Consider the following 13,437-nt stretch of genomic DNA (forward strand, 5'->3'; position numbering starts at 1 on the left):
TCGGAGCGGTACGCCGGACGCACAGCGTGGTGCGCCCGCTCCGCTCCGTACTCGCCTGCGAAGGTGGACAACGTGAAGGCAATCCGTCGATTCACCGTGCGTCCCGTCCTCCCCGACACCCTTCGACCCCTCGCCGACCTCGCGCACAACCTGCGCTGGTCCTGGCACGAGCCCACCCGGGCGCTCTTCGCGTCCCTGGCCCCCGCGAGCCCGACCGGTGCCGACCCCGTCCGGGTCCTCGGCGCCCTCGAAGCACCCCGGCTCGCCGCGCTCGCCGCCGACCAGGAGTTCCTGGCCCGGCTGCGCGCCGCCGCCGAGGACCTCGACCGCTATCTGCACGCCCCCCGCTGGTACCAGGGCCGCCCCGGCGACGCCCCGGCCGCCGTGGCCTACTTCTCGCCCGAGTTCGGCGTCGCCGCCGCCCTGCCCCAGTACTCCGGCGGCCTCGGCATCCTCGCCGGCGACCACCTCAAGTCCGCCAGCGACCTCGGCGTCCCCCTGATCGGCGTCGGCCTCCTCTACCGGCACGGCTACTTCCGGCAGTCCCTCGGCCGCGACGGCTGGCAGCAGGAGCAGTACCCCGTCCTCGACCCCGACGAGCTGCCCGTCAGCCTGCTCCGCGAGGCCGACGGCGCCCCCGCCCGGATCACCCTCGCCCTGCCCGGCGGCCGCAGCCTCCACGCCCACCTGTGGATCGCCCGCGTCGGCCGCGTCCCGCTCCTCATGCTCGACTCCGACGTCGAGGAGAACGCCCCCGGCGAACGGAACGTCACCGACCGGCTGTACGGCGGCGGCAGCGAGCACCGGCTCCTCCAGGAGATGCTCCTCGGCATCGGCGGAGTCCGCGCCGTACGCACCTACACCCGGCTCACCGGCCACCCCGCACCCGAGGTCTTCCACACCAACGAAGGCCACGCCGGCTTCCTCGGACTCGAACGCGTCCGCGAACTCCAGGGCGAGGGCCTCGACTTCGACAGCGCCCTGCAGACCGTCCGGGCCGGCACCGTCTTCACCACCCACACCCCCGTCCCGGCCGGCATCGACCGCTTCGACCGGTCCCTCGTCGCCCGCCACCTCGGCGAGGACGGCGCCCTCCCCGGCGTCGACCTCGGCCGGATCCTCGCCCTCGGCGACGAGACCCCCCTCGGCGGCGAACCCGGCGTCTTCAACATGGCCGCCATGGGCCTGCGCCTCGCCCAGCGCGCCAACGGCGTCTCCACCCTGCACGGCGCCGTCAGCCGCTCCATGTTCGCCGGACTCTGGCCGGGCTTCGACGCCGACGAGGTGCCGATCACCTCCATCACCAACGGCGTCCACGCCCCCACCTGGGTCGCCCCCGAGGCCGCCCGGATCGGGCCGGACACGAGCGACCGCGCGCTGTGGGAGCTGCGCCGCACCCTCCGCGAACGGCTCGTCGCCGACGTGCGCGACCGGCTGCGGGCCTCCTGGCGGCAGCGCGGCGCCGCCGACGCCGAACTCGGCTGGACCGAGACCGTCCTCGACCCCGACGTCCTCACCATCGGCTTCGCCCGCCGCGTCCCCTCGTACAAGCGGCTCACCCTCATGCTCCGGGACAAGGACCGGCTCAGGTCGCTCCTGCTCCATCCCGAGCGGCCCGTGCAACTCGTCGTCGCCGGCAAGGCCCACCCCGCCGACGACGGCGGGAAGCGGCTCGTGCAGGAACTCGTCCGCTTCGCCGACGACCCCCGGGTCCGGCACCGCATCGTCTTCCTGCCCGACTACGGAATGGAGATGGCCCGCGGCCTCTACCCCGGCTGCGACGTCTGGCTCAACAACCCCCTGCGCCCCCTGGAGGCCTGCGGCACCAGCGGCATGAAGGCCGCCCTCAACGGCTGCCTCAACCTCTCCGTCCTCGACGGCTGGTGGGACGAGTGGTTCGAGCCCGACTTCGGCTGGGCCATCCCCACCGCCGACGGCGCGGCCGCCGCCGACGAGGACCGCCGCGACGACCTGGAGGCCGCCGCCCTCTACGAGCTCGTCGAGCGCCGGGTCGCCCCCCGCTTCTACGACCGCGGCCCCGACGGCGTGCCGGGCGGCTGGACCGCCATGGTCCGGCGCACCCTCGCCGACCTCGGTCCGAAGGTGCTCGCCGACCGGATGGTCCGCGAGTACGTCGAGAAGCTGTACGTGCCCGCCGCCGCCGCCCGCCGCGCCCTCACCCCCGACCGGGCGCGGGACCTCGCCGCCTGGAAGGCCCGGGTCCGGGAGGCCTGGCCGGCGGTGGCCGTGGACCACGTGGAGATCGGCGACGACCTCGCCGAGGCGGACGCGGAACTCGGCGCGACGCCCGTCGTCCGCGTCCGGGTCGCGCTCGGCGGGCTGGAGTCCGGCGACGTCGAGGTGCAGGCCGTCACCGGCCGCGTCGACGCCGACGACACCCTCACCGCCACCCGCACCGTCACCCTCAAGCCGGCGGGCGGCCCCGACCTGGAGGGACGGCTGCCCTACGCGGGTACCCTGGAGCTCGACCGGACCGGCTCCTTCGGCTGCACCGTCCGCGTCCTGCCCGCCCACCCGCTGCTCGCCCACCCGGCCGAACTCGGCCTCGCGGCCCTGCCGGAGGGGACGACGGGGGAGGGCGCCGGGGTGCTGCTCAGGTAGCCGGCCCTAAGGGACCCGTGCCTTGTCGGCGAGGTGCCCGTCGACGAAGCAGAGCCGGTACACCGGGATCGCGGCCAGCATCGCGGACCGGTAGTACCGGCACTCGTCCATGCCGCGCGGCTCCGCCGGGGCACGGGCCGGCGGGCCGTCCAGCGGACGGTCGGGCCACTCGGTGTGCTCGGCGATCTCCGTGAGCGACTGCCCGACCCGCAGCCGGGCGTAGTCGTCCGGCTCCAGGTACGACTGGGCCTGCGTCCACACCGCGACCCCGGCCATCAGCAGGCCGAGCGCGGCGAGGAGCGCGAGCGGGATCCAGATCACCCGCACGAGGCCCTTGCGGACCTCGCGGCGGGCCCGGTCCAGTTCCCTCGCCGAGGTCGGCGCCGCCGGCAGCGGCGCCGGGGGGTTCCGGGGCAGGACGGCCTCCAGGACGAACCCGCCGTCCCCGGTGACCCGGTGCGCGAGCGAACCGCCCGCAAGACGCACCCGCTCCCCGAGCCCGACGAGCCCGGTCCCGCCGGAGGGAAGCGTCGCCTCCGCCGCACCGGGGCCGGTGACCACCCGGACCGTCACGTGCGCCGGGTCCTGGGTGACCGCGACCGAGACCGACGCGCCCGGCGCGTGCTTCGCCGCGTTCGTCAGGCCCTCCTGGACGACCCGGTGCAGGGCGAGGCCCGACATGCCCGGCAGCGTCGGCACCGGCGTCGTGGTGAGGGCGACCGCGAGACCCGACGCGCCGGCCCGGGCCACGAGCTCCTCCACCGTCTCCCCGAGCGGGGTCGTCGGCGCCCCGGCGTCCTCCTCCCGCAGCACCCCGATGATGTCCCGCAGCCGGGCCGTCGCGTCCGCCGCCGCCCGCCGCAGCTCACCGGCCGCCTGCTGCTGCGCGGCCCCCAGACCCGGATCGACCTCGAGGGCGCCCGCCCGGACGGCGATCAGGGCCAGGTCGTGGCCCAGGGAGTCGTGCATGTCGCCCGCGATCCTGGACCGCTCCCGCAGCCGCTCCCGGTCGGCGACGGCGGCCTGCTCCCGCTACATCCGGTCGGCCAGCTCCCAGCCGCTGCGCACGAGCCGGTCGTACTGCCGCACGTAACGGCCGATCAGCCAGGGCGCCACGACCGCCAGGGCGAGCGTGAGCAGCAGCGTGAACCACTGGCCCGGCGAGGTGTGCGTGACCGTCGTCAGGAGCAGCCCCGCGGCCGCGACCGCGCCGAACAGCCACAGCGCCGCCCACGTCTGCTCCTCCCGCCGTCCGGCGAGATAGCCGAAGGCGATCAGGGCCAGGCTGTACGAGGCGGTGAACAGCTCCAGGGAGGAGGACAGGCTCACCGCGACCACGACCGCGATCGGCACCGGCGGCCACCGCCGGCTGACCGCCACGCAGCCGCCGAGGAGCGCCACGCCGACGACCACCTCGGGCCAGCTCCCGCCGTCGTTCGGGTCCGACTTGAGGAGGACGGGCACGCAGAGCAGGAGCCAGAGCCCCAGGTCGAACAGGCGCTCACGCATCGGGGAGCAGGCCCGCCTCGTACGCCAGGACCGCGAGCTGCACCCGGTTGCGCAGGCCGAGCCGGCCGAGGACGGCGCTCACATGCGCCTTGACGGTGCCCTCGACCACGTACATGCGGTCCGCGATCTCCTGGTTGGAGAGCCCGGCGCCGAGGAGCGCGACGACCTCCCGCTCCCGGCCCGTGAGCGGTTCCAGGCGGGTCCGTGCCTCGGCCGCGCGGGTGAACCGCTCCCCGCCGAGGGTGTCGATGACCCGCCGGGCGACCGTGGGGGAGAGCGCGGCGCCGCCCCCGGCCACGGCCCGGACCCCGGCGATCAGCTCGCGCGGATCCCCGGACTTCAGGAGGAAGCCGCTCACCCCGCTGCCGAGGGCCCGCGCGATGTAGGCGTCCTCGGAGAAGGTCGTGAGCATGACGACGGCCGCGCCCGGCACCGTCGTGCGCAGTTCCTCCGCCGCGCCGAGCCCGTCGAGCCGGGGCATCCGGATGTCCAGGAGGATCACGTCGGGGCGGTGTTCGCGGGCCAGTTCGACGGCCTCGTGCCCGTCGCCGGCCTCGGCCACCACCTCGATCCCGGGGTCGGTGGTGAGGATGGCCCGCACCCCGGCCCTGATCATCGTCTCGTCGTCGGCAAGGAGGACCCTGATCATGTGGTCCAGGGTATGCACGGGGCGCGGACGCGCGGACGCCCGGAGGGAGGTTCCCTCCGGGCGTCCGTCATGTCACTTCAGGCGGTGCGGCCGTCCCGCTTACGGGAAGGTCAGCTTGAAGCTGTTGATGTAGCCGGTGTCGATCGCAGCCTTGTCCTGGACGCGGAGCTTCCAGGCACCGTTGGCGACCTCGGAGGAGGCGTTCACGGTGTAGGTCTGCTGGATGTTGTCGGCGCTGCCGCCGGCCCGGTTGCTCAGGTTGTAGACCGAGCCGTCGGGGGCGATGAGGTCGACGACGAGGTCACCGATGTAGGTGTGGACGATGTCCACGCCGACGGCCAGGTTGCTCGGCGCGTTGCCGGTGACGCCGGTGACGTTCACCGTCGAGGTGACCGCGGCACCGGGGGAGTCCGGGATGGCGACGTCGGTGTCGTTGGTGAAGACCGTGCCACCGGGGGTGCCGCCGCCGGAGCGCGGACCCACGTTGATGGCGGCGAAGGAGTCCTCGACGGCCTTGACCTCGGGGCTGCCGGCACCGTAGAGCTCGGTGGCCGCCGCGACGGCGCCCGTGCGGGCCCCGGCGTAGTTGGTGTTCGAGCTGAACTTGGTGGTGAGCGCCTTGAACCAGATCAGGCGGGCCTTGTCGATGCCTATGCCGGTGACCGGCAGGCCGTCGGAGGTCGGCGAGTCGTAGCTCACGCCGTTGACGGTCTTGGCGCCGCTGCCCTCGGAGAGCAGGTAGAAGAAGTGGTTCGCCGGGCCCGAGGAGTAGTGGACGTCGATGGAGCCGATGCCCGAGTACCACGCGTCCTTGGACGAGCCGTCCTTGCTCGGCTTGTCCATGTAGCGCAGCGGGCTGCCGTCGCCGCGGATGTCGATCTTCTCGCCGACGAGGTAGTCGCCCTTGTCGTTGGCGTTGTTCGCGTAGAACTCGACCGCCGCCGCGAAGATGTCCGAGGTGGCCTCGTTGAGGCCGCCGGACTCGCCGCTGTAGACCAGGCCGGCGGTGTTCGAGGTGACGCCGTGCGTCATCTCGTGCGCGGCCACGTCGATGGAGGTGAGCGGCTTGGAGTTGCCCGAGCCGTCGCCGTAGGTCATGCAGAAGCAGGAGTCGGACCAGAACGCGTTCACGTAGGCGTTGCCGTAGTGGACGCGGGAGTACGCGCCGACGCCGTCACCGCGGATGCCCGAGCGGCCGTGCACGTTCTTGTAGTAGTCCCACGTGAGGGCGGCACCGTAGTGCGCGTCCGCGCCCGCGGTCTCCTTGTTGGACGGAAGGCCGTTGCCCCACGTGTCCGTGGTGTTGGTGAACAGCGTCCCGGTGCCCGACGTACCGCCGTTGAGGTTGTACGTCTTGTGGTTGCCGCGGCCGGTGTCGGTCAGCGTGTACGAGGGCGCGGTGCCGAGGGTCACCTGGCCGCTGTACTGCGTGTTGCCGATGCCGGTCTCGATGGCCTGCCACTCGTAGAGCTTCGCGCCGGTGTTCGCGTCCGTCACGACGTGCAGCTCGTTCGGGGTGCCGTCGTGCTGGAGGCCGCCGACGACGGTCTCGTACGCGAGGACGGGCGCGCCCTGGGCCATCCACACGACCTTGCGCGGGGCGCGGTCGGCGGCGGCCTTCTTCGAGCCCTCCGCGGCGGCGCGGCCGAGGGCCTGCTTCTCGGCGGCGGCCGGGGCGACGTCGGCGGCGAGGTCGACGTTCTTGAGCTCGGCGCGGTTCGACTTGATGACGCCGGTGGTGGCGCCGGCCTTCGTCTCGGCGACGATCAGGTCACCGCCGAGGACCGGGAGTCCGGCGTACGTGCGCTCGTAGCGCGTGTGCGTCGTGCCGTCGCGGTCCTGGACGACGTCCTTGACGACCAGCTTCTCCTGGGCGCCGAGGCCGAGGGACTTGGCCGTGGCGGCCTTGTCGGCGTCCGCGGCCTTGATGAGCGCGGTGCGCTCGGCGGGGGAGAGGTCGGCCGGGAGCTTGCCCGGGTTGACCTTGCCGAGGGACTGCGCCGCGGGGGCGGCACCGAAGGTGCCGGCCGAGGCGGTGCCGGCCTGCACGCCGATGGTGAGCATGGCGGCGGCAGCGATCAGAGCGCCGGTCGCGGTGGCGCGACGGCTGGGCGTGGATCTCACGCAGACTCCTTATGCGAGGGGGGTACCGGCGGGCTTGGGTGAGTCCGTCCGGGCGGAGCAAGGAGAGCTGTGGAGCAGGTACTTGTGACGCTTCACTTGTTCGGGTGAAGCGGTGAACCTTGGTGCGAACAACCGGGGAGAGAGTGGCAGGAATGACGGGGACCTGTCAGGACCGCGTCAGGAAGTTGGCCGGAAATCGTCCGCTGCTCGTACGGCCGTGTTCGTTAACCGGACGTTTCGTCGATCATGGCCGCGATGCCGTCCAACGTTCGGCGGAGCCCGAATTCGAAGAGCGCCTCCAGGTCCAGACCGAAGCTCCCGCCAAGGGTCAGCGACATCAGTTCCGGGTACGAGCCGGCTGCCTGGATCGCGTCGTAGCGTGGCTCGTTCTGTTCCATCCACTCGCCGTTGGAGATGCCCGAATCCTGGAGTGCCTGCTCCTCCAGATCGTCCGCCATCGACAGGCCCTGGACGTAGGCGAAGATCGCCAGGTGCGTGTGGAGCTTGTCGATGGGTGTCAGCGGTGTTCCTCGCAGCGCCCGCAGCACCCACTCCGTGTACGCCATCGCGTTCGGCGTCGCCACCGGCCGCGTGAACGACGCCATCGCGTGCGCCATCCACCGGTGCCGGGTGTACACCCCGCGCAGCCAGCGCGCCGCCCGCTCCAGGCCCGTCCGCCAGTCCGCCGGCACCGGGCCCAGCGGCACCTCGCCGCAGGCCGCGTCCGCGATCAGCCGCACCAGCTCCGCCTTGCCCGGGACATGCCGGTACAGCGCCATCGTCGAGGTGTTCAGCAGGGTCGCCACCCGGCGCATCGTCAGCGCGTTCAGGCCCTCGGCGTCCGCCAGTTCCAGCGCCGCCCGGACGATCCGCTCCCGCGTGAGCGTCGCCGCGCCCGACGTCCGCCGCGCCGCGTCCACGACCACCGTGCCCACTCCCGACTCCACCCGCACCAGGCCCTCCTGGCGCAGCGCCGCCAGCGCCTTCGTGGCCGTCGCCATCGCCACGCCCCACTCGCGCGTGATCGCCCGCGTCGACGGGACCCGGTCGCCCGGGGCCAACTCCCCGGCGCGGACGCGGCGTCGGATCTCGGCGGCGATCCTCAGGTAGGGCGGTTCCGTGGTCATGGAGGGGACTGTACTAGTGCACCTGTGCGGTGTACGCGTGACTGGCCTCGGGCTCCGCCGGAAGCGTCAAGGGTGCACTAGGGCGTGCGTGGCCTTGTACCCCGTGTGTTGCTTCGCTGCCCCCATGACACTCACCGCAGGGCCCTCCACGGCCGCAGAACCCGCCCGTGCCGGACGGCGTGAATGGACCGCCCTCGGCGTCCTCATGCTCCCGCTCCTCCTCGTCTCCATGGACGTCTCCGTCCTCTACTTCGCCATCCCCTCCATCGCCGCCGACCTCCGGCCCGGTGCCACCCAGCAGCTGTGGATCCTCGACATGTACGGCTTCGTGCTCGCCGGGCTCCTCGTCACCATGGGCGCCCTCGGTGACCGCGTCGGGCGCCGCAAGCTCCTCCTCCTCGGCGCCGGCCTCTTCGGCGCCGCGTCCGTCGCCGCCGCCTACGCCCACAGCCCCGGCGCCCTCATCGGCGCCCGCGCCCTCCTCGGCGTCGCCGGCGCCTGCCTCATGCCGTCCACCCTCGCCCTGATCCGCACCCTCTTCCAGGACCCGGCCCAGCGCACCAAGGCCGTCACCCTCTGGACCACCGTCATGGCCAGCGGCATCTCCCTCGGGCCCGTCGTCAGCGGCGCGCTCCTCGAACACTTCTGGTGGGGGTCCGTCTTCCTCATCAACCTGCCCGCGATGGCGCTGCTGCTGGTGCTTGCGCCGGTGCTCGTCTCCGAGTCCAAGGGGGTCGTGGGCGGTGCGCGGTTCGACGTCGCCAGCGCGTTGCTCTCGCTCGCCGCTCTGCTGCCCGTCATCTACGGGATCAAGGAGCTCGCCAAGGACGGGTGGGCGCCCCTGCCCGCGCTCGGGGTGACCTTCGGGGTTCTTGTCGGGCTCCTTTTCGTTCGCCGTCAGGCACGGCTCGCCGAGCCCATGATCGACCTGCGGCTCGTCCGGACCCCCGCGTACGGCGGATCCCTGCTCGTCAACCTGCTCGCCATGGCCGCGACCGTGGGGTTCGCCGTCTTCCTCACCCAGTACCTTCAGTCCGTGCTGGGTCAGAGCCCCCTTGAGGCGGCCCTCTGGAGCCTTGTCCCCACCGGGGGCGTCATGCTTGCCGCGCCCGTCGCCGCGGTGCTCGCTCAGCGGGTGGACCACGCGTACGTCATGGGTGGCGGGTTCCTCGTGTCCGCCTGCGGGTTCGGGTGGCTCGCCTTTGTCGACCGCGCCACGCCCTTCTGGGTCGTCCTCGTCGGCAGCGCCGTCTACGCCGCCGGGCTCGTCTCCGCGATGACCCTCGCCAACGAACTCGCCCTCGGCGCCGCGCCGCCCGAGCGCGCGGGTGCTGCTGCCGCCGTGCTCGAATCCGGATCCGAGTTGGGCGGAGCGCTGGGGATGGCCGTGCTGGGAGCGGTCGGTGCCGCGGTGTACAGCGGGGCCATGCCTTCTTCGGCGCCCGCTGCCGCTCGGGAGACGCTCGGGGGTGCGCGCGGCGGTGCGCCGGGTGTGGTCGAGGCCGCGCGGAGCGCCTTCGTCGAGGCCATGTCCGGTGCCGCTGTGGGGGCCGCGTTTTTGATGCTCTTGGCGGCCTTGATGTCGCTGGTGCTCCTGCGGCGGCGGGTCTGAGTCCGGTCGTCGGGGACGGGCAGGGGGTCGTGTTCGGGACTGCGTGATGTGTGGCGCCGGGGCGCCACACATCACGCTTTGCGTCCCGAACACGACCCCCTGCCCGTCCCCCGCTTCCGTCCGTCGGCCGCTTTCCCTCAGCCCACCAGGCTGTCCCGCCATGCCTGGTGCAGGCCCGCGTAGTGGCCGTCGCCCTTCACCAGGGTCGAGGGGTGGCCGTCCTCGACGATCCTGCCCTGCTCCATCACCAGGACCCGGTCCGCCACTTCGACTGTGGACAGGCGGTGGGCGATGACCACGGCTGTGCGGCCTGCCAGGACCGTGTCCATCGCCCGTTGCACCGCGCGTTCGCCCGGTACGTCCAGGGAGCTGGTGGCCTCGTCCAGGATCAGGACCGCCGGGTCCGCCAGGAGGGCTCTCGCGAAGGCCACCAGTTGGCGTTGGCCCGCGGAGATGCGGCCGCCTCTCTTGCGGACGTCCGTGTCGTAGCCGTCCGGGAGCGTCGTGATGAAGTCGTGCGCTCCGATGGACTTGGCCGCTTCTTCGATTTCCGCGCGGGTCGCCTCCGGGCGGCCGATCGCGATGTTGTCCGCGACCGTGCCCGAGAAGAGGAAGGCCTCCTGGGTGACCATCACGACGTTGCGGCGCAGGTCGGGGGTCGTCAGGTCGCGGAGGTCCACGCCGTCCAGCGTCACGTGGCCCTCGGTGGGGTCGTAGAAGCGGGCCAGGAGTTTCGCGAGGGTGGATTTGCCTGCGCCCGTCGCGCCCACCACCGCCACTGTCTGGCCGGGCGGGATCGTCAGGTTGAAGGCGGGGAGGACCTCGCCGCCCGTGCGGTAGGCGAAGTTGACCTGCTCGAAGGTGATCTCGCGGCCGCCCGATCTGGCCGGCAGCTCCCGGGGTGTCGTCGTCTCCGGGACTCCCGGTTCCTGGGCCAGGAGGCCGGCGATCTTGGTGAGGGACGCCGCCGCCGACTCGTACGAGTTCAGGAACATGCCCAGGCGGTCGATCGGGTCGTACAGGCGGCGCATGTAGAGCACCGCCGCGGCCAGCACACCCAGTTCGAGTGTTCCCGCCGCGACCCTGTACGCGCCCCAGAGGCACATGCCCGCCACCGCCGTGTTCGCCACCAGGCGCGAGCCGACCACGTAGCGGGCCATTTCCAGGAGGGCGTCGCCGTTGCTGCGTTCGTGGCGGTGGTTGAGCGTGTTGAATTCGGCGTCGTTCGCGCGTTCGCGGCGGAACGCGCGGACCGGGCGGATGCCGTTCATCGTCTCCGCGAACTTCACGATCACGCCCGCGATGGCCGTGGAGCGTTCCGCGTACACCCTGCCCGCCCGGGTCCGGTACAGGCGGATGAGGAGGTGGAGCGGTGCGAAGGAGGCCACCGCCACCGCTCCGATGCCCCAGTCCAGCCAGAGGAGGATCAGGGAGATCGAGACGAAGGAGAGCACGACGCCGATCAGTTCCTGGAGGCCCTCCGAGAGCAGTTCGCGCAGTGATTCGACGTCCGTCGTCGAGCGGGAGATGAGGCGCCCCGAGGTGTACCGCTCGTGGAAGTCGACGCTCAGCAGTTGTGCGTGCCGGAAGATGCGGCCGCGCAGGTCGAGCAGGACGTCCTGGTTGATCCTCGCCGCGCCCCGTACGAAGGTGTACTGGAGGACGCCCGCGAGGCTCGCGCAGAGCAAGTAGCCGAGCGCCACGGCGATGAGCGGGCCGTGGTCTCCCGCGCGGAAGGCCGGGACGCCCCGGTCGATGGCGTACGCGACGATCAGCGGGCCCGCCTGGAGCGTCGCCTCCCTGACCAGGAGGATCAGGGCCACCATCACGAGGCGGGCGCGGTGGGTGGCCAGGAGCCCCCGCAGGAGGGTCTTCGTCGCTCCCGCGGGGGCCGGGAGGTCGTCCTGGTCGAAGGGGTCGTCCGGGGTCGTCGTCATCGGTTCTCGGTCCCTTCCCCGGACATCAGCCAGGCGTACTCGGCGTTGCCGCGCAGCAACTCCTGATGGGTGCCCACGGCCGCGATCCTGCCCCGCGAGAGCAGCGCGACCCGGTCGGCGAGCATCACCGTCGACGGGCGGTGCGCCACGACCAGGGCCGTCGTCTCCCTGAGGACCTCCCGCAGGGCCGCCTCCACCCGGGCCTCCGTGTGGACGTCGAGCGCCGACAGCGGGTCGTCCAGGACCAGGAACCGGGGTTTGCCCACGACCGCGCGGGCCAGGGCCAGGCGCTGCCGCTGGCCGCCCGACAGGCTGAGGCCCTGCTCGCCGACCTGGGTCGCCGTGCCCTCCGGGAGCCGGTCGACGAAACCGTCCGCCTGGGCGATGCCCAGGGCGCGCCGCAGTTCCGGGTCGCCCGCTGCCTCCGCGCCCATCAGGACGTTCTCGCCGACGCTCGCCGAGAACAGCGTCGGCTCCTCGAACGCCATCGACACCAGGGAGCGGAGCTTCCGCCGTTCCATGAGGGCGATGTCCTCGCCGTCGAGCAGGATCCGGCCCGTCGTCGCCTCGTGCAGGCGCGGTACGAGGGCGGTGAGGGTCGTCTTGCCGGAGCCCGTGCCGCCCACCAGGGCCATCGTCTCGCCCGGGCGGATGTGGAGGTCGATGCCGTCCAGGACGGGCGGCACCTCGTCGGGAGCGTCCGGGTAGCGGAAGGTGACGTTCTCGAAGCGGACCCCGTCCGGGGTGCCCTTGGTGGTGGTGGCTCGGGTCGACTCCGGCTCTTCCGGTGCGTCCATCACCTCGAAGTACCGTTCCGTCGCGGTCGCCGCCTCCTTGGTCATCGCGAGCAGGAAGGCGATCGACTCCACCGGCCAGCGCAGCGCCAGGGCCGTCGACAGGAACGCGACCAGGGTGCCGGCGGACAGGTTCCCGTCCGCGACCTGCACCGTGCCCAGGACGAGGGCCGTCCCGATGGCCAGTTCGGGCAGGGTGGTGATGACCGCCCAGATCATGGCGAGCAGCCGCGCCTTGGCCAGTTCCGTGCCGCGGAGGTGTCCGGCGAGTTCGCGGAACGCCCTCGCCTGGCTGCGGTGCCGGCCGAAGCCCTTCACGATCCGGATGCCGAGGACGCTCTCCTCCACGACCGTCGTCAGGTCGCCGACCTGGTCCTGGGCCGTGCGCGCCACCGTTCCGTACCGGCGCTCGAAGAGGCTGGAGACCAGGACGAGGGGGAGTACGGGCGTCAGCAGCACCAGGCCGAGGGACCAGTCCTGGGTGAGGAGGAGGACGTAACCGGCCAGGATCGTCACGCCGTTGACCAGGAGGAAGGTCAGCGGGAAGGCCAGGAACATCCGGACCAGCATCAGGTCCGTCGTCCCGCGCGAGAGGAGCTGTCCCGAGGGCCAGCGGTCGTGGAAAGCGATCGGCAGGCGCTGGAGCCGGCCGTAGAGGTCGGCGCGCATGCGGGCCTCGACGTGGGACAGCGGGCGGGCCACCAGCCAGCGGCGGAAGCCGAACAGGACGGCCTCGGTGATGCCGAGGAGGAGCAGGTACAGCGCTCCCAGCCAGACACCCCCGGGGTCCCGGTCGGTGATGGGGCCGTCCACCAGCCACTTGAGGACGAGCGGGATGACGAGCGACAGACAGGACGCGACGACGGCGACGAACGCGGCCGTGAACAGCCGGCCCCGCACGGGCCTCACGTACGGCCAGAGGCGGAGCAGGACACGGACCGTCGAGCGGTCGGACGGCGGGGGCAGCGGTTTCTCGGGCATCAGGTCCGACCATACGGTTCACCACTGACACGGCTCATCCGGTTTTCGGTCGTACCCCGGCACCGGCCGATCGGCCGGTGCC

Annotated in this window: 9 protein-coding genes; 2 read left to right on the top strand and 7 right to left on the bottom strand. The window is 72.5% G+C overall.

Annotated elements, in window-relative coordinates; all coding sequences use genetic code 11:
* Nucleotides 1-72: 72 nt before the first annotated feature.
* A complete protein-coding gene (gene glgP, locus ACF07V_RS22960) occupies nucleotides 73-2,622 on the top strand; it encodes an alpha-glucan family phosphorylase (RefSeq protein ID WP_392156703.1) in 2,550 nt (849 codons plus the stop codon).
* A 6-nt stretch (nucleotides 2,623-2,628) separates the two neighbouring features.
* On the opposite strand, the gene ACF07V_RS22965 is transcribed toward glgP, so the two are convergent.
* From ACF07V_RS22965 to ACF07V_RS22985, 5 genes are all read right to left on the bottom strand, one after another.
* Nucleotides 2,629-3,591 (bottom strand): sensor histidine kinase, encoded by a 963-nt coding sequence (locus tag ACF07V_RS22965; RefSeq protein WP_392156704.1) that lies wholly within the window; start codon nucleotides 3,589-3,591, stop codon nucleotides 2,629-2,631.
* Between the two features lie 63 nt (nucleotides 3,592-3,654).
* Complete coding sequence (locus ACF07V_RS22970; RefSeq protein ID WP_392156706.1) at nucleotides 3,655-4,131, bottom strand: hypothetical protein; 477 nt, start codon at nucleotides 4,129-4,131, stop codon at nucleotides 3,655-3,657.
* The gene (locus tag ACF07V_RS22975) at nucleotides 4,124-4,780 is read right to left on the bottom strand and encodes a response regulator (protein WP_392156707.1); all 657 of its coding nucleotides are present in this window, start codon (nucleotides 4,778-4,780) and stop codon (nucleotides 4,124-4,126) included. Before ACF07V_RS22975 ends, ACF07V_RS22970 begins: the two co-directional genes overlap by 8 nt.
* Nucleotides 4,781-4,879: 99 nt before the next feature.
* The gene (locus tag ACF07V_RS22980; protein ID WP_392156709.1) at nucleotides 4,880-6,904 is read right to left on the bottom strand and encodes a M4 family metallopeptidase; all 2,025 of its coding nucleotides are present in this window, start codon (nucleotides 6,902-6,904) and stop codon (nucleotides 4,880-4,882) included.
* Nucleotides 6,905-7,128: 224 nt separating this feature from the next.
* Complete coding sequence (locus ACF07V_RS22985; RefSeq protein ID WP_392156711.1) at nucleotides 7,129-8,031, bottom strand: TetR/AcrR family transcriptional regulator C-terminal domain-containing protein; 903 nt, start codon at nucleotides 8,029-8,031, stop codon at nucleotides 7,129-7,131.
* A gap of 124 nt (nucleotides 8,032-8,155) precedes the next feature.
* Between ACF07V_RS22985 and ACF07V_RS22990 the strand changes: the two genes are divergently transcribed.
* Nucleotides 8,156-9,643 carry an MFS transporter gene (locus ACF07V_RS22990; RefSeq protein WP_392156712.1) on the top strand — a complete coding sequence of 496 codons (1,488 nt, stop codon included), beginning with the start codon at nucleotides 8,156-8,158 and terminating at the stop codon, nucleotides 9,641-9,643.
* A 137-nt stretch (nucleotides 9,644-9,780) separates the two neighbouring features.
* Here the strand turns inward: ACF07V_RS22990 and ACF07V_RS22995 are convergent, their stop codons facing one another.
* Nucleotides 9,781-11,580: an ABC transporter ATP-binding protein gene (locus ACF07V_RS22995; RefSeq protein WP_392156714.1), complete on the bottom strand. Its 1,800-nt coding sequence runs from the start codon at nucleotides 11,578-11,580 to the stop codon at nucleotides 9,781-9,783.
* The gene (locus tag ACF07V_RS23000) at nucleotides 11,577-13,355 is read right to left on the bottom strand and encodes an ABC transporter ATP-binding protein (RefSeq protein WP_392156716.1); all 1,779 of its coding nucleotides are present in this window, start codon (nucleotides 13,353-13,355) and stop codon (nucleotides 11,577-11,579) included. Before ACF07V_RS23000 ends, ACF07V_RS22995 begins: the two co-directional genes overlap by 4 nt.
* Nucleotides 13,356-13,437 lie beyond the last annotated feature (82 nt).

The organism is Streptomyces sp. NPDC015661 (assembly GCF_043077765.1).
Lineage (GTDB): Bacteria > Actinomycetota > Actinomycetes > Streptomycetales > Streptomycetaceae > Streptomyces.

Coding starts and splice junctions, on each gene's coding strand:
- ACF07V_RS22965 (WP_392156704.1), bottom strand. CDS start 3,591: ATGCACGACTCCCTGGGCCACGACCTGGCCCTGATCGCCGTCCGGGCG.
- ACF07V_RS22970 (WP_392156706.1), bottom strand. CDS start 4,131: ATGCGTGAGCGCCTGTTCGACCTGGGGCTCTGGCTCCTGCTCTGCGTG.
- ACF07V_RS22975 (WP_392156707.1), bottom strand. CDS start 4,780: ATGATCAGGGTCCTCCTTGCCGACGACGAGACGATGATCAGGGCCGGG.
- ACF07V_RS22985 (WP_392156711.1), bottom strand. CDS start 8,031: ATGACCACGGAACCGCCCTACCTGAGGATCGCCGCCGAGATCCGACGC.
- ACF07V_RS22990 (WP_392156712.1), top strand. CDS start 8,156: ATGACACTCACCGCAGGGCCCTCCACGGCCGCAGAACCCGCCCGTGCC.
- ACF07V_RS22995 (WP_392156714.1), bottom strand. CDS start 11,580: ATGACGACGACCCCGGACGACCCCTTCGACCAGGACGACCTCCCGGCC.
- ACF07V_RS23000 (WP_392156716.1), bottom strand. CDS start 13,355: ATGCCCGAGAAACCGCTGCCCCCGCCGTCCGACCGCTCGACGGTCCGT.